General features: G+C 72.4%; 11 protein-coding genes. 4 read left to right on the forward strand and 7 right to left on the reverse strand.

Annotation, left to right across the window (positions count from 1 at the left end; genetic code table 11):
• Positions 1 to 249 precede the first annotated feature (249 nt).
• The 3 genes from VFZ92_RS36315 (at position 250) to VFZ92_RS36325 (ending at position 4,684) form a co-directional block, all read left to right on the forward strand.
• Complete coding sequence (locus VFZ92_RS36315) at positions 250 to 1,083, forward strand: SDR family NAD(P)-dependent oxidoreductase (protein ID WP_330881508.1); 834 nt, start codon at positions 250 to 252, stop codon at positions 1,081 to 1,083.
• A 70-nt stretch (positions 1,084 to 1,153) separates the two neighbouring features.
• On the forward strand, positions 1,154 to 1,462 hold the full coding sequence (locus VFZ92_RS36320) for a nuclear transport factor 2 family protein (protein ID WP_330881517.1): 309 nt from the start codon (positions 1,154 to 1,156) through the stop codon (positions 1,460 to 1,462).
• Positions 1,463 to 1,816: 354 nt separating this feature from the next.
• Positions 1,817 to 4,684 carry an AAA family ATPase gene (locus VFZ92_RS36325; RefSeq protein WP_330881518.1) on the forward strand — a complete coding sequence of 956 codons (2,868 nt, stop codon included), beginning with the start codon at positions 1,817 to 1,819 and terminating at the stop codon, positions 4,682 to 4,684.
• A 55-nt stretch (positions 4,685 to 4,739) separates the two neighbouring features.
• Here the strand turns inward: VFZ92_RS36325 and VFZ92_RS36330 are convergent, their stop codons facing one another.
• Genes VFZ92_RS36330 through VFZ92_RS36360 form a run of 7 tightly spaced genes read right to left on the reverse strand, consistent with a single transcriptional unit; the run spans position 4,740 to position 11,605 of the window.
• On the reverse strand, positions 4,740 to 5,207 hold the full coding sequence (locus VFZ92_RS36330) for a DoxX family protein (RefSeq protein ID WP_330881509.1): 468 nt from the start codon (positions 5,205 to 5,207) through the stop codon (positions 4,740 to 4,742).
• Entirely contained in the window at positions 5,207 to 5,953 is a 747-nt protein-coding gene (locus tag VFZ92_RS36335; RefSeq protein WP_330881510.1) for a TylF/MycF family methyltransferase, read from the reverse strand. Before VFZ92_RS36335 ends, VFZ92_RS36330 begins: the two co-directional genes overlap by 1 nt.
• A gap of 19 nt (positions 5,954 to 5,972) precedes the next feature.
• Positions 5,973 to 7,292, reverse strand: a complete 1,320-nt coding sequence (locus VFZ92_RS36340; RefSeq protein ID WP_330881511.1) for a class I SAM-dependent methyltransferase — start codon at positions 7,290 to 7,292, stop codon at positions 5,973 to 5,975.
• Positions 7,289 to 8,509 carry a glycosyltransferase gene (locus VFZ92_RS36345; RefSeq protein ID WP_330881512.1) on the reverse strand — a complete coding sequence of 407 codons (1,221 nt, stop codon included), beginning with the start codon at positions 8,507 to 8,509 and terminating at the stop codon, positions 7,289 to 7,291. Before VFZ92_RS36345 ends, VFZ92_RS36340 begins: the two co-directional genes overlap by 4 nt.
• A gap of 10 nt (positions 8,510 to 8,519) precedes the next feature.
• Positions 8,520 to 9,692, reverse strand: a complete 1,173-nt coding sequence (locus VFZ92_RS36350; protein WP_330881513.1) for a class I SAM-dependent methyltransferase — start codon at positions 9,690 to 9,692, stop codon at positions 8,520 to 8,522.
• 15 nt (positions 9,693 to 9,707) lie between these two features.
• Complete coding sequence (gene dpgB / locus VFZ92_RS36355) at positions 9,708 to 10,415, reverse strand: enoyl-CoA-hydratase DpgB (RefSeq protein WP_330881514.1); 708 nt, start codon at positions 10,413 to 10,415, stop codon at positions 9,708 to 9,710.
• Positions 10,412 to 11,605: an NAD(P)/FAD-dependent oxidoreductase gene (locus VFZ92_RS36360; RefSeq protein ID WP_330881515.1), complete on the reverse strand. Its 1,194-nt coding sequence runs from the start codon at positions 11,603 to 11,605 to the stop codon at positions 10,412 to 10,414. The genes dpgB and VFZ92_RS36360 overlap by 4 nt, the downstream gene beginning before the upstream one ends.
• Before the next feature lie 211 nt (positions 11,606 to 11,816).
• On the opposite strand from VFZ92_RS36360, the gene VFZ92_RS36365 reads away from it, so the two are divergent.
• On the forward strand, positions 11,817 to 15,535 hold a 3,719-nt coding region (locus VFZ92_RS36365), incomplete at its 3' end, for a beta-ketoacyl synthase N-terminal-like domain-containing protein (RefSeq protein WP_330881516.1).

Genomic DNA, 15,535 nt, shown 5'->3' on the forward strand with positions numbered 1-15,535 from the left:
GCACGTTCGTCCCGGTGTAGCCGTCACGGGCGAAGTGGTTCCTGGCCGAGGCCAGCAGGGCCGCTCGGGTCGCGTCCCGGTCGCGCCTGCGCGGCGGCTGACCGTCCGGTGTCGCGGTCAATCCGGCTCCTAGACCTCAAGACATCGCTCGTTGACATGCTACCCGGCCGTCGGTAACTTCGAATAAGTCATCAACTGATGACAAATCGGGCGCACTCGTGCCCATGTTTCTCCGGAGGGGTTCCCAGCGTGAAGACGTTCGTCATCTCGGGCGGCACGGACGGCATCGGCAAGGCCGTGGCCTTGGCCCGCCTCGAGCGCGGCGACCAGGTGGTCGTCCTCGGTCGCGACGCCGACAAGGGCGCCCGGATCGTGGCCGCGGCCGAGGAGTCCGGCGCCGCCGACCGCGTGCACTTCATCCAGGTGGACCTCAGCCTGGTCGACGCCACCCGCAAGGCCGTGGCCGAGATCCGTTCGCGGTTCGCCGCCGTCGACGGGCTCGTGCTGTGCGCGCAGCACTTCCGCTCGACCCGACTGGTCACCGAGGAGGGGTTCGAGAACTCCTTCGCCCTCTACTACCTGAGCCGCTTCGTGCTCAGCCACGAGCTGGCCGACCTGCTGGAGGCCGCGCCCGCGCCCGTCGTGGTCAACGTGTGCGGCCCCGGCATCCCGATGGGCGAGGTCCGCTGGGACGACCTCGGCCGGGAGCGGGACTACACGGGCATCGACGCGCTGATGCAGGGCAGCAGGCTCAACGACCTGCTCGGGGTCGGCTTCGCCCGTCAGCGGCCCGGCAGCCGGATCCGCTACGTCCTGCTCAACCCCGGTGGCGTGCGGACCAGCTTCTCCGGCGAGTACGACCCGGCCATGGCCGAGCAGATCGAGGCCATGCGCAAGGCCGCGAAGCCGGTGGAGGAGGGCATCCTGCCGGTGCTCGCCGCCCTGGACACCCCGCCGGACCAGCCGGTCTCCGCCTCCATGATGGGGGAGCCGCTCCCGCTGGAGGGGCCCGCCTTCGACGCCGAGGACGCGGACCGGCTGCACGAGTTGACCGTCGGGCTGCTCGCGGCCCGCACCGCCTAGAGGAGGTCGGGCCATCAGCTCCGCCGCGATCGACCGGGAACGGGCGAACCTCGAGTTCGTCGACAGGTGGATAGCGCTGCACAACACCGATCCCCACCGGATGGTCGACGAGTGCTACGCCCCCGACGCGGTGATCGAGGTCCCCGGCGTGGAGCGGTTCGGCGTCGACCGGCTTCGGGAACTCGAAGGCTCGGGCGGGAAGCGGGAAACCCGAGTCCTCCGGACGGTCGCCTCGGGTGACGTCGTGGTCGTGGAAGGCGCCACGTCGACCCCGGAGCCGGAGGGCCGGGAGACCCTGTGGTGCGTCGTGCTCACGATTCGCGACGGGCTGATCGTCTCTGACCACGCCTATCTCAACACCCACCGGCCCACGTCGTAGTGAGTGGGCGGGAAGCCCGGCGGCCCCCCACCGCCGGGCTTTCCTCGTTTAAGGCTTCTCCATTGCCACAATGGCCGACGTGACGCGCGTCACAGTGCGGAAGGAAATGTCCGGTTGTGCCGCGCCCGTGCCGATATCGGGGTTGTAAAGTGCCTTATCAGGGGCCGTCGTGCACGCTCCGTGTCTAGATACTCCGAACTGGTGAACAGGGTTGCCTGGTCCGAGAATACGCGTAGGGTCGGCAAGGAAAGCTGGGGATGTGATGGAATGTTGACCACGGGCACGTAATAATACCTGAGGGTAAAACTCCCTCGGTCATCCATGCGCAACGCGCGCCGATGTTGTCGCGCGAGCATGTCCACGGCAATTCGCCGGAATTCCCCACACGTCCCCGGTTCATGCACATCACAGTGCGGAATATGGGGGTTCTTTTCTGTGCTCATCGAACGAGAGGAATATCTGCGTCAGTTCCGCGGAAGGTTGGACAGCCTCGCAGAGGGCTCCGGCGGCACCGTCGTCCTGAACGGTCCGGTCGCCAGCGGCCGGACACGCCTGCTGCGGGAGTTCCTGGCCGACGTGGCCGAGCGCTCGACACCGGGAAGGGCGCTCGCGGGCTCCCTGGTGCTGTCGGCCACGGGGTCACCGGCCTCGAAACACCTTCCGTTCGGTCTGCTGGCGCAACTGCTGGGGTCGATCACCCTGCCGCTCGACCTCCGCCGCGAGGTGGAGGTGATCACGTCGTCCGCCGTCGAGCTCGCGCCGGGCCCGGCCACCACCGGGCTCGTGCACCGGATCGCGGAGTCCACGCTCGCGCTGGCCGCCGACCGGCCCGTGGTGATCGTGGTGGACGACGTCCAGGACGGTGACGAGCTGTCGTTGGAATGCCTGGTGCACCTGGCCAGGAGACTGGTCGCCACCCGGATGCTCCTGGTGCTGGCCGTGCGCACCGGGACCGCCGACAGCGGTCGCTGCCACGTGTACGGCCACCTGCTGCACGAGGGCATCGGCAGCGGCATGCGGCTCTCCCCGCTCAGCGAGCGCGGGGTCGCGGCACTGGCGGTCGAGAGACTCGGCCGAGCCACAGCCGATCGGGTCGCCGCCGCCTGCTTCGCCGTGACGGGCGGCAACTGCCTGCTGGTCAACGCCGTGCTGGAGGACCACGCGGCGGTGATCGGCGGGCTGCCCCTCCAGCGCGACAACAGACTGGTGCCCGGAGAGGCCTACGGCCGCGCGGTGCTCGCCTGCCTCGACCGAGGCGACGAGGTGGCCCGTCGCGCCGCCGAGGTGCTGGCGGTGATCGGCGGTGCGCGGTCACCGGCGATGCTGGCGGCGCTGGTCGGCGTGGACGAGCGCGTGGTGGTGGACGCGGTCGAGGCGCTGGAGTCCATCGGCCTGCTCGACCGGGGCCGGTTCCGCCACCCGCTGGCCAGGGAAGCGCTGCTGGCCAGGCTCTCCGCCGACGAGTGCGCGGAGGTGCACCTCAGGGCCGCGGCCCACGTGCAGCGGCAGGAAGGCCCGGTGGACGAGGTCGTCGACCACTTCCTGGCCGCGGACCGGGTCGGCGACCAGGGAGCGGTGAGCCTGCTCCAGTGCGTCGCCGAGCGGATGCTGATCGTGGACGACGTGGACCGGGCGCTGCGGTGCCTGCGGCTGGCCGCGGAGCACTGCGTCGACCAGCGGCAGCGGGCGACGATCATCAGCAGGCTGGTGTCGGTGGTGTGGCGGAGCAGCACCGTGGCCGTCGCGCAGCAGTACCTGCCCGCGCTGGTCGAGGCGCTGCACGAGGGAACGCTGCCGGACACCCAGGTCCCCGCGGTGCTGCGGTACCTGCTGTGGCACGGCGACATGGACGAGGCGGGCGCGGTGGTGGCGCGGCTCTACGCCGAGCACGACGGCGGCCCGGTGACGGAGGAGGTGGAGTCGCTGGAGTGGTGGCTCCGGCACACCTACCCGTCGATGGCCGAGCACATCCCCCCGCACCCGCGCGTGCCCCCCGCACCGGTCCGGACCACACCGGACACGACGGCCGCGGGCAGGGTGATCGCGGCCAAGCTGGTGAGCTCGGTGCTGGTGGGCGACGACTCGGACGAGGTCGTCATCGGTGCCCAGCAGGTGTTGCAGAGCTGCCCGCTGGGGGAGGACACCATCGAGACGCTGGTCACCGCGTTGATCGCGCTGGTCCACGTCGACCGGCTCGACCTGGCCCGACCGTGGTGCGACGAGCTGATCGCGCGGGCGGGCGAGCGCCGGGCGCCCACCTGGGAGGCCGTGCTGACCGCGGTGCGCGCGGACATCGCCCTGCGCGAGGGCGACCTGGGCGAGACCGTCCGGTGCGGTTACGCCGCGCTGGAGACGATGCCCGCCCACAGCTGGGGCACCAACATCGGTCACGTCCGCGCGTCGCTCATCGTGGCGCACACCTGCATGGACGAGTTCGAGAAGGCGGCCGAGCAGGTGCGGCAGCCGTTGCCCGACAGCATGTTCGAATCCCGCTTCGGGTTGCACTACCTGTTCGCGCGCGGCCAGTACTACCTGGCCGTCGACCGGCCCTACGCGGCGCTGAGCGACTTCTGGGCGTGCGGCGAGCTGCTGGTCAAGTGGGACATGGACGTGCCGAGCATCGCCCCGTGGCGGTCGGAGGCCGCCCAGTGCCACCTGGCGCTCGGCCAGCACGACCGGGCGCGGGAGTTGGCGGAGGAGCAGTTGGCGCGCATCCCCCGCCACACGTCCAGGGCGGCGGGGCTGGCGATGCGCGTGCTGGCGGCGACGGCGCCGCCTGCCGAACGGGTCGGGCTGCTGGAGGCGGCGGCCGAGGTGTTCACCCGCTGCGGTGCCCGCTTCCACCTGGCGCGGACCCTGCTGGACCTGGGGAACACCCACCACGACCTCGGTGACGACGCCAAGGCGCGGATAGCGATCCGGCAGACGCAGCGCATCGCCAAGGAGTGCCGGGCGAAGCGCCTTCAGCGCGAGGTCCCGCACCAGCGGGCCGCGTGGGTCTCGGAGGACACGTCCTCGGAGGGGCAGACGGGGGAGGAGTTGAGCGACGCCGAGAACAGGGTCGCGACGCTGGCCTCCCTCGGCTACACCAACCGCCAGATCGCCGACAAGCTCTACGTCACGATCAGCACGGTGGAGCAGCACCTCACCAGGACGTATCGCAAGCTCGGGATCACCAGGCGGTCCGACATCGCCATCGCGCTGCGCCTGCAAGCGGTGTGAGGCACGTGGTGGGGCCGGGCCGCGGTGGTCCACGGCCCGGCCCCACCACGACCGGTCAGCCGACCGCGTGCTCGGACCGCCGCTCGTCCGGAACCCGAGCGCGCCCGGTGAGACGGGCCCAGAGGGGGACCTTGCGCGCGATCGCCTCGTCCAGGGCGAGCCTGCCGCCGGTGGCGCCGATCGCGAGGCTCACCACCGCCAGCACCAGCACGTACTCGTAGCCGCCCTCGTGCACGTAGAACCCGTTGGGGCCGTGCACCAGCAGGGCCGCGCCGCCGGTCACCACCGCCAGCAGCACACCGACGAGCGGCAGCGCGAGGCCGACGACCATCGCGGTGCCGCCGACGAACTCGACCGCGATCGTGAACCAGTACGACAGGGTGGGCAGCGGGATGCCGCCCGCGGCGAACCCGGCGATGGCGCCGTTCACGTCCTGCACCTTGAGCAGTCCGTGGGCGATGAAGGTGACGCCGATGACGGCCCTCGCGGCGAGCAGCAGGAGGTCCTGCGGACGGGAACCCATCAGGACTTCCTCCAGAACGACGCGGTGCCGTCGATGTCGGTCAGCGGATCGGTGATGCCGTGCCGGTCCCGGTAGTCGTGCACGGCCTGCGCGCACGCCGGGATCGAGTAGTCGTCGACGATGGCGAAACCACCGGGGGACAGCTTCGGGTAAAGGCTTTCCAACGCGACCGCGGTGGACTCGTACAGGTCGCCGTCCAGCCGCAGCACGGCCAGCCGCTCGACCGGCAGGCCGGGCAGCGTGTCGGCGAACCAGCCGGGCACGAACCGGACGTGGTCGTCCAGCAGGCCGTAGCGCTCGAAGTTGTGCCGCACCGTGTCCAGCGACACGGCGAGCACGTCGTTGTACCTGTGCAGCTCCATGTCCCGGTCCGCCTGGTAGCCGTCGTCGGCCACCTCCGGCATGCCCTGGAAGGAGTCCGCGACCCACACGGTGCGGTCGGTGTCGCCGTGCGCGCGGACCACGGCGCGCATGAAGATCGACGCGCCGCCCCGCCACACGCCGGTCTCGATCAGGTCGCCGGGAACGCCCTCGCGCAGGGCGGTCTCGACGCACTCCTGGAGGTTGTCCAGCCGCTTCAGCCCGATCATGGTGTGGGCGACGCTCGGCCAGTCGCGGCCGACGAGCCGCGGGTCGACCTCCTCGCCGTCGCCGTAGTCGAACTCCTGGATCGCGGCGTCCCGGTAGATCGTGTTGATCAGCACCCGTTTCATCAGGTCCAGGTAGAGCTCGCGGGTATCGCTCATCAGTGTCCGGCTCCTCGTCTCACTCGTCCGGCGTGGCAAGGCCAGCCGCGAATGGGTTCTCGTTCCGCGGCACCCAGGACGGTGCGGGCGGTTCGGAGTTCACGCCCTTCTCGACGAAGGCCATGTTGTGGTAGAAGTGCACCGCCGTGATGTGGCGGTCCGAATAGGACGGTTCTCGGCCGTCGTCGATCTCGCGGTGGTTCAGCCCGTCCACCAACGACTTGAGCAGACCCATCGAGGTGGCCGGGTTGGCGAGGTCGGTGCTGTCGCCGCCCCACCCCGGCCAGTACGAGGTCTGGAGGTCCTCGACCACGTACAGGCCGCCGGGCCGCAGCCTCGGGAACAGCGCCCGGAACGAGGTGATCACGTCCTGGCTGAGGTGGCTGCCGTCGTCGATCACCACGTCCAGCGGCCCGGTCAGGTCGGCGAGTCCCGAGAGGAACTCGACGTCGCTCTGGTCGCCCTGGTGGGTGTGCAGCCGGGGCTCCCGCAGACCGGGTTTGGGGAAGTGGTCCAGCCCGTGCACCTCGCCGCGGCGGAAGTAGTGCCGCCACATCCTCAGCGACGCGCCACCCGCGGCGGGGTCGTCGTAGCCGCCGATGCCGATCTCCAGCACCGTGACCCGCTTGTCCTTCAGCGGCGCGAAGTGCCGGTCGTAGTGGTCGGCGTACCAGTGGTTGCCCCACTTGTCCGAGCCGAAGCGCACGGCCAGGTCGGCCAGGTCGCGCAGCGGCGAGTCGCAGGCCGCGGTGAACTGCCGCGCGGCGCGGGCCAGGTAGGCCCGGTCGACCGGCCCCGCGACGCGCGGGTCGGGGTCCTCGGTGGGCAGCACCTCCCTGGTCGCCGTGCCGCCCGTCGTGCCGAACACGAGCACGACCAGCTCGGCGAGGTCCTGGCGAACCAGGAGTTGCGCGCTCGGGTCGGTGCCCGGCGAGACCTTCGGCTCGGCGCCGAGGGTCAGCACGAACGGCAGCACGTCACCGCCGGAGGTGAGGTGCAGCTGCGTCGGCACGTCCCGGTCGGGCGCGGGCAGCAGCGCGGCGCGGGACCGGACCTCCTCCAGCACCACGAGCGCGGCCTCGGCCGCGTCCGTGAGCGGGTCCTCCAGCCAGGCCCGCACCGCGTCGGGCGAGCGTTCGGCGATGTCGAGCAGGCTTTCCCCGGTGGTCACCGTTCCTCCTACTTCCAGGTCGTCGGCGTTCGCGAGCAGTTCGTCCATGGCCGCGTCCAGGACGATGTTGCCGGTGGTGACGTTGCGCAGGCGGAAGCGGCCGTCGCGGTACAGGCCGTCGAGCGCGCGGGTGACGAACCGCTCGACCCTGCCCGCGGGCTCGCTCACCGGAGCCCCTCGATCACGTCGCAGGCGGCGGACACACCGTCCTCGGTGGACATGACCTCGGCGATCGCCTTGGCCCGCAAGCGCATCCCGTCGTCCGCCAGCACGGAGGCGATGGCCGCGGCGAGCACGTCGGCGGACAGTCCGGTCAGCGCGATCGGAGGTGCGGACACGCCCAGTTCGGTGGTGCGGCGCGCCCAGAAGCCGTTGTCCGCGAACATCGGCACCACGACCTGCGGCACACCCGCGCGCAGCGCGGCGGCCGTCGTGCCGCAGCCCGCGTGGTGCACGACCGCGGCGGCGCGGGGGAACAGCGTGGCGTAGTCGGACTCACCGGCCTGGTGGACGTGGTCGGGCAGCCCGTCGCGCGGTCCGCCGACCAGCACCAGCCCACGACCGACCTCCGCCGCCGCCGTGGCGAGCACGTCGAGCACCTCGTCCTGCCGGTGCACCGGCCACAGGCTGCCGAACGTCGCGACGACGGGAGCCCCGTGCCGGTCCAGGAACGACTCCAGCTCCGCGTCGATCGTCCACGAAGGACGGTCCCACGGCCAGTAGCCGGTCACGTGGCAGCCCGAGGGCCAGTCCGCGGGCGGCGGGATGACCACGGGACTGACCGGGTACAGCACCGGGGTGTCGTGCCCGAGGTCGCGCAGCGGCGAGCGCTCCCCGACCGGGGGCAGGCCCCGGCTGGCCCGGTACCGGTTGAGCGTGCCGCGGAAGATCGACCACTCGGCCTGGTGCGCGAACTCGTAGCTCGCCAGGTTGTCCATGCCGGGCGGCGCGCCCCACGCGGGGAACGCCCGCGTCGGCGTGTTCGGCGTCCACGCGGCGGCCAGCCACCGCGCCCTGGTCCCGGCCAGCGCGGCCGGGTAGGTCGTCGGCGAGGTCACCACCAGGTCCGCGTCCTCGCAGGCCGCCGCCATCGACGCGTGCTTGCGCACGGCGGCGGCCTCGTCCTCCGGCGGCAGCGCGTTCGCCACGTCCACCACCGAGCCGCCGCGCCGGATGGCCTCGGCCACCGCCGGGTCGTCGAACAGCTCCCCGCCGATGGCGTCGACGACGGGCGCGAACGCGAACCCTGCGCCCGTCACGAAGTCCCGCGCCGACTCCGCCGAGGCGATGAGGACGTCGTGCCCGCGCCGGACCAGTCCCCCGCCCAGCGCGATGAACGGCTGCACGTCCCCGCGCGACCCCAGCGACATCAGGGTGATCCGCATCGTTGCCCCTCTAGTAGTAGTCGACGGTGCGGGGTGCGAACGACGGGATGCGGCCTTCGGCGTTGACGCCCTTCTCGATGAAGGCGATGTTGCGGTACACGTGCAGCCCCACCGCCGACGCGGCGTGATCGGGAGCGTCCGCGCCCTCGTCCGGGGAGGTCCACTCCTCGTAGTGCAGCGCGTCCACGACGGACTTGAGCAGACCGATGGAGGTGCCCTCGCCCGCCGAGGACGTGGCCTGCCCGCCGTAGCCGGGGGCGTAGGCCGTCCACAGGTCCTCCACGACGTAGAACCCGCCGTTGCGCACGTGCCCGTACAGCTCGCGGAAGGTCGTCAGCACGTGCCCGTTGATGTGGCTGCCGTCGTCGATGACGATGTCGAAGGGACCGTGCTCGGCGGCCAGCGCGCGCAGGAACTCCGGGTCGTCCTGGCTGCCCCGCACGGTCTTGATGCGCTCCTCGTCGAGCCCGTTCTTGGCGAACACGTCGACGCCGAAGATCTGGCCGCGGGTGAAGTAGTCCCGCCACACCCGCAGCGAGCCGCCGCCCACGTCGGGGTCGCGGTAGCCGCCGATGCCGATCTCCAGCACCCGCACGTGCTCGTGCCGCAGCCTGCTGAAGTGCCGGTCGTAGTGCGGGGTGAACCAGTGCCACAGCCCCCACTTGTCGGCAACGTGCCGGGCGGCCAGCGCGTTGAGGTCGCGGCCCGCGGACGAGACCGCGGCGAGCACGGTGCTGGTGGCCTTCATGTAGGACTCGATGATCCGGAACGGGTCCTGGGGGTCGCCGTTGGTCATGAACCAGTCGTCCAGCCGCTCCAGGCGGTGCGTGCCCGCGGGCAGCGGTGGCCGCGACCCGTACATCGCCACGACCAGGTCGGCCAGCTCGAAGACCAGCCTGCACGGCGCCTCGGCCCGCTCATCCGCCCGCTCGGACCGCACCTCGGCTCCGCGGGCCAGGCGCAGCAGGTAGTCGACGCGTTCCCCGCGGTGGAGCACCGCGACGCCGATCACCGCCTCGTCGGGGTTGGCGGGCAGCCCGCAGCGGGCCACCAGGTCCGTCACCGCGGTCGCGGCCGCGGCGTCGAGGCCGATGGCGTCCAACGCGTCGGGCAGCTCCCTTCCGGGACCGCCCGCCGCCCGGACCAGGGCGTCGGCCAAGCGCACGGGTGTCGTCGCCGTCATTGCCACTCCTGTTCGTCACCACTGGGGGAAGGGCTCGGCCGGGGTCTGGCCCCGCTCGTGCCGCAGGGTTCGGTCGCACGCGGCCAGGTGGACGCCCAGCGCCTCCTCGAAGCTGGTGGACGTCGCGTCGAGCAGGAGCTGCCTGCGCACGGCCACCTCGCTGCCCGCCACGTCGCCGCAGCGCACCAGCACGTCCACCAGCGCGGCGGCCACGTCCTCGGAGACCTCGTCGAGCAGGCCGAGCTCGACGGCCCGCGCGGCGTCGATCCTCGGCGCGAACAGCACGAGCCCGCGGGCTCGTGCCACGCCGAGCTGGGTCACCAGCCGGTGCAGCACCATGCCGGGCCACGGCGTCGACTCGACGACCGGGGCGCGGAAAGTCGTTTCGGGGGAACCGATCCGGTGGTCGCAGCACACCAGCAGCTCCAGCGCGGTGCCGGTGCACGGGCCCTCGACCACGGCGACCGTCACGGCGCCGAGCCGTTCGACCCGGCGCAGCGCCTGCTCCCACTTGTTCACCAGGTGCACCCCGACGGAGGCGAACTCGGCGGGATCCGGCTCGGCGCCGCCGAGGCGCAGCACCAGCGGCACGGAGCCGCCCGCGCCCTCGACGGCGGCGCACGCCGCGTTCAGCTCGTCGGTCAGCCCCTTGCCGGGCGGTTCGCTCCCGGAGACCCGGACCTCCGGCACGGTCGTCGTGCGACCCGTCTCGCGCCCGTTCACCCGGCCACCGCCCGGCCCTTGTCGTGGACGTAGTTGCTGCAGCTGTCGATGTTGGAGATCAGCGTCTTCGACACGATCCCGTCGCCCCGGACCGCGCGCGGCAGGCGGTGCAGCAGCATCAGCGGCCGGTTGCTCCGCCGGGCCACCGTTTCGAGCCGCCGCACGTGGCGCGCCTTGCCCCTGCGGGCTTCCTCGTAGCGCCGCAGCAGCGACTCGGGGCGCCCTGGCCCGGACAGGATCCGGCCGAGCATCCAGCCGTCCTCCAGCGCCTGGTTCACGCCCCAGCCGACCCTGGGCGGCACGGCGTGCGCCGCGTCGCCCGCGAGGGTCACCGGGCCGCGACCCCACCACCGGGGCACCCGGTGGGTCACGTGCGGGAAGACGCTGATGTCCTCGTCCGGCAGGTTCGCGATCAGCTCCGCCACCGGTGGCGCCCAGTCGCCGAACCACTCCAGCAGCCGGGTCTTGTGGTCCGGTGGCTGGGGGAGGTCGAGCCACGCGGTCGGCCTGCCCCGCCGGTCCAGGTCCGCGTTCGGCCACGGGACCTCGACCGCCCAGTGCACCAGCCCCTTGCCGATGGGGTGCATCGTGCACAGCCGCAGCTTGTCGTAGTAGGTCGGCACGACGTGCTCGGACCGCAGTCCGGAGGGCACTTCCGCCACGCCGTACCAGGACGCCAGCCCGGTGTGCGCGGCGACGTCGCCGAACAGCCGGTGCCGCACGATCGAGCGGTAGCCGTCGGCGCCGACGAGCACGTCGCCGCTCTCCGAGGTGCCGTCGTCGAAGGAGACCTCCACGCCGTGCGACACGGACCGGAAGGACGTGCAGCGCTTGCCGAACCGGACGGTGCCCGCGGGCAGCGACTGCGCGAGCCGTTCGATGATGTGCCCGCGCAGCACGCCGATGGTGGGCGCTCCGTACTTCTCCTCGGCCCCCGCCAGGTCCATCTTCATCAACGGCGTCCCGTCGTAGGCCAGGACGTCGGCCTCGTCGATCCGGCTGCCCAGCTCCGGCAGGGAGACGCCGAGGTCGCGCAGGATCGCGGTGCCGTTCGGCCACACCAGGACGCCGTTGCCGGTGGCGCGCAGCCGATCGGCCCGCTCGAAGATCGCCACCTCGTGCCCGGCCGCGGTCAGCGCCACCGCGGCCGCCACGCCGCCGACCCCCGCACCGACGATGAGGACTTTCATGGGACTCCCTCGCTGCCAGGACCATTGACGAATTTCGCCCAACGGATTTACGTTCTGCCGCTGCCAGCAGAAACTATCGATTCCGTTCTTCGCTGACAGCCCCTAATGACCACCCCTAAACGGAGTGCGGGTGCCCCAGTCGGTACGGGTATCGCGGTGCGCGAATTCTCCTTTATCGTCACCCGACGCGGATTTCCGAGGAGGCGAACCGGTGTTCAGTGCTCATCTGGTCCGAACAATCCCCGAGTCGATCGCGGCCAATGCCCGCCGATTCGGCGACCGGATCGCCTTCGCCGACGATCGGCGTTCCGTCGGTTTCGCCGAGCTGGCCGACCGCACCGGACGGCTGGCCGGGCACCTCTCCGCGTCGGGGGTCCGCCGGGGTGACCGGGTGGTCCTGCTGATGGGCAACGAGGTCGAGACGCTGGAGGCCTACCTGGCCGTGACGCGCGCGAGCGCGGTCGGCGTGCCGGTGAACCCGCTGTCCTCGGACGCCGAGCTGGCGCACGTCCTGTCCGACAGCGGCGCGGTGGCGGTGGTGGCGGGTCGCGGCGCGCTCGACCGGGCCCGCCGGGTCGCGGGGGACCTGCGCGTGGTGCCGGTCGAGGACGGCACGTTCGACCGCCTGGCCACCACGGAGCCCGACGTCGGCCCGTCCGACGACCTCGGCCTCGACGAACCCGCGTGGATGCTCTACACCTCGGGGACCACGGGCACGCCGAAGGGCGTCCTGTCCAGCCAGCGGGCGTGCCTGTGGTCGATCGCCGCCGCCTACGCCCCGGTGCTGGGGCTCTCCGAGCACGACCACGTGCTGTGGCCGCTGCCGCTGTTCCACAGCCTCTCGCACGTGCTGTGCGTCGTGGGCGTCACCACCGTTGGCGCGTCCGCGAAGGTGCTGGTCGACTTCGACGCCGACCGCGTGCTGGCTGCCCTCGCCGACGAGAGCTTCACGCTGCTGGCCGGTGTTCCCGCGGTCTACCACCGGCTCGTGGCCGCCCACGTCGACTCGCCCGCGCCCGCCCTGCGCGCGGCCCTGTGCACCGGGGCCGTGGCTCCGGCGGACCTGCGCGAGGAGTTCGAGCGCGTGGTCGGCGTGCCGCTGGTGGACAGCTACGGCAGCACCGAGACGTGCGGCGCGATCACCATGACCAGGCCCGGTGACGTGGTGCCGCCAGGGTCGTGCGGCAAGCCCGTGGACGGCCTGCGGGTGCGGCTGGTCGACTCCGCCGGGGCGGAGGCCGACGAGGGCGAGGTCTGGGTCAGCGGACCGAACCTCATGCTGGGCTACCACAACGCGCCGGAACCCGCGGTGGTCGACGGCTGGTACCGCACCGGCGACGTCGCCTCGAAGGACGCCGACGGCCACCTGACCATCCGCGGCCGGATCAAGGACGTGATCATCCGGGGCGGCGAGAACCTGCACCCGGTGGAGGTGGAGGACGTCCTGTCCCGCGTGCCGGGTGTCGCGGACGTCGGGGTGGCGGGCCGACCGCACCCGGTCCTCGGCGAGGTCCCGGTGGCGTACCTGGTGGCGGACGGGCCGATCGACCCGGCGGCGGCGATGGCGGCGTGCCGCGCCGCGCTGTCGCCGTTCAAGGTGCCTGCGGAACTGCTCCTGGTGGACGAGGTGCCGCGCACGCGGTCGGGCAAGACCAAGCGGCACGCACTGGCGGAGCTGCCGTCCCGGATCCTGTCGGTGGAGGGCGCCGACCACGAGGCGCTGCACCGGGTCAACTGGGTCCCGGCGGAGGGCTCCGCCGGAGCAGGCCGGACGCCGGCGGAGCGGAGGCCGGCGGACCCGGCTCTGGTGGACCCGACGCCGCTGGAGCGGACGCCCGTGGTCAGGCCGCCGGTGGTCAGGACGCTGGTGGTGGCCGACCTGCCGGAGGGGCCCGCGTTGGCCGATCGGGTGGTCGCCGAGGTGGAACGGCTGCTCGCCGAGTCACCCACCCCGCTGGTCGTCAGGACCAGTCGGGCCGTGCGGACCTCCCCGGACGACCTGCCGCCCGACCCCGAGCACGCGGCCGTGCTCGGACGGCTGCGCGGCCTCCGCTCGGAGCACGTGGTCGTCGTGGACGGCGAAGGCGCGGACGTGTCGGCGGACGTGCCCGCGGGGGAGCCGCTGGTGGCGATCCGGTCGGGCGCACCGCTGGTGCCCCGCCTCGGGCGAGCCGCGGCGGGACCGGTGCCGGTGACCATCGACGTGGACCGGACCGTGCTGGTCACCGGTGATCCGAACGGTGCGGCCGGAGCGGTGGCCGATCACCACCGCGCCCGGCACGGCGCCCGCCGGGTCGTCGTCGTCGAGCACCGCGCGGGCGACCCGGCACTCGACCTGACCGATCCCACCGCGGTCGCCGCGGTGCTCGACACGGCGGGACCGCTCGCGCTCGTCGTCCACGCGATGGGGGAGGGGCCGCGGGCGGCCGTGGCCCGGCGGTTCGACGAAGCGGTCGGCGACTCCTGCCCCCAGGTCTTCTTCTGCTCGGCCGTCGGCGACGCCGAGGACGCGGTCGTCGAGGCGCTCGCCGCACGACGGGCCAACGCCGTCTCCGTCGCCTGGGGGCACTGGGAGGCTGAGCCGCGCTCGGCCGCCCCGGACTGGCTCCCCTCGGACGCGATCACCGTCGAGGGCGGGATGGCGCTGGTGGACGCGGCGCGGTCGTCCGGCGAGTCCGCCGTGGTCGCCGCGGCCGTGCGCCTCACCGGCCTGCGCGACGTCCCACCGCTGCTCCGCGACCTGGTTCCCGAGGCGGCCCCGGCAGGACGGGCGGCCGAGCTGCGCGTGAAGCTGGCGGGCGCGCCGGGGTTGCTGCTCGACCTCGTGCGCTCCGAGACCGGCCGTGTCCTCGGCCGGGCCGTCGCGGCGGCGGACGTGCCGTTCCGCGAGCAGGGGCTGACCTCGGTCGCCTCGGTCGGGCTGCGCGCCCGGCTCAGCACCGCCACGGGCCTGGACGTGCCCGTGACCGCCCTGTACGACCACCCGACGCCCCGCGCGCTCGCCGAGCACCTGCTCGACGTGCTGGCGGGCCGGGAGGCCGAGGACCTGCCGGTGGTGGACGCCGTGGACGACGACCCGGTCGTCGTGGTCGGCATGGCGTGCAGGCTGCCCGGTGGCGTGACGTCCCCTGACGAATTCTGGGACCTGGTCGCCGCCGGTCGGGACGCGATAGGGCCGTTCCCGACCGATCGGGGATGGCCTGAGGATTTGGTGGACCATTCCGGGGAACGACCGGGAACGTCCTCTGTTCACGAAGGCGGATTCCTGGAGGACATCGCCGGGTTCGACGCCGATTTCTTCGGCATTTCGCCGCGCGAGGCGCTGGCGATGGATCCGCAGCACCGGTTGCTCCTCGAAGTCTCCTGGGAAGTGCTCGAACGCGCCGGAATCGCACCCACGTCCTTGCGCGGTTCCCGCACGGGCGTGTTCACCGGGCTGATGTTCCACGACTACGCCGGGCTGGCCGAGCGGTCGGACGACGACCTCGAAGGCCACCTGAGCGTGGGCACGGCGGGCAGCGTCGCCTCCGGACGGGTGGCCTACACGTTCGGCTTCGAGGGGCCCGCGCTGACCATCGACACGGCGTGCTCGTCGTCGCTGGTGGCGATGCACCTCGCCGCGCAGTCGCTGCGGCGGGGGGAGTGCTCACTGGCGCTGGCGGGCGGTGCGGCCGTCATGTCCACGCCCTCGGTGTTCGTGGAGTTCAGCAGGCAGCAAGGCTTGGCGGCCGACGGTCGCTGCAAGTCCTTCAGCGCCGACGCGGACGGCACCGCGTGGGGCGAGGGCGTCGGTGTGCTGCTGCTGGAGAAGCTGTCCGACGCCCGCCGCAACGGCCACCGCGTCCTCGCCGTCATCCGGGGCAGCGCTGTCAACCAGGACGGCGCCTCCAACGGCCTCACCGCCCCCAACGGCCTCGCCCAACAACGCGT

Source organism: Umezawaea sp. (assembly GCF_036375055.1).
GTDB lineage: Bacteria > Actinomycetota > Actinomycetes > Mycobacteriales > Pseudonocardiaceae > Umezawaea.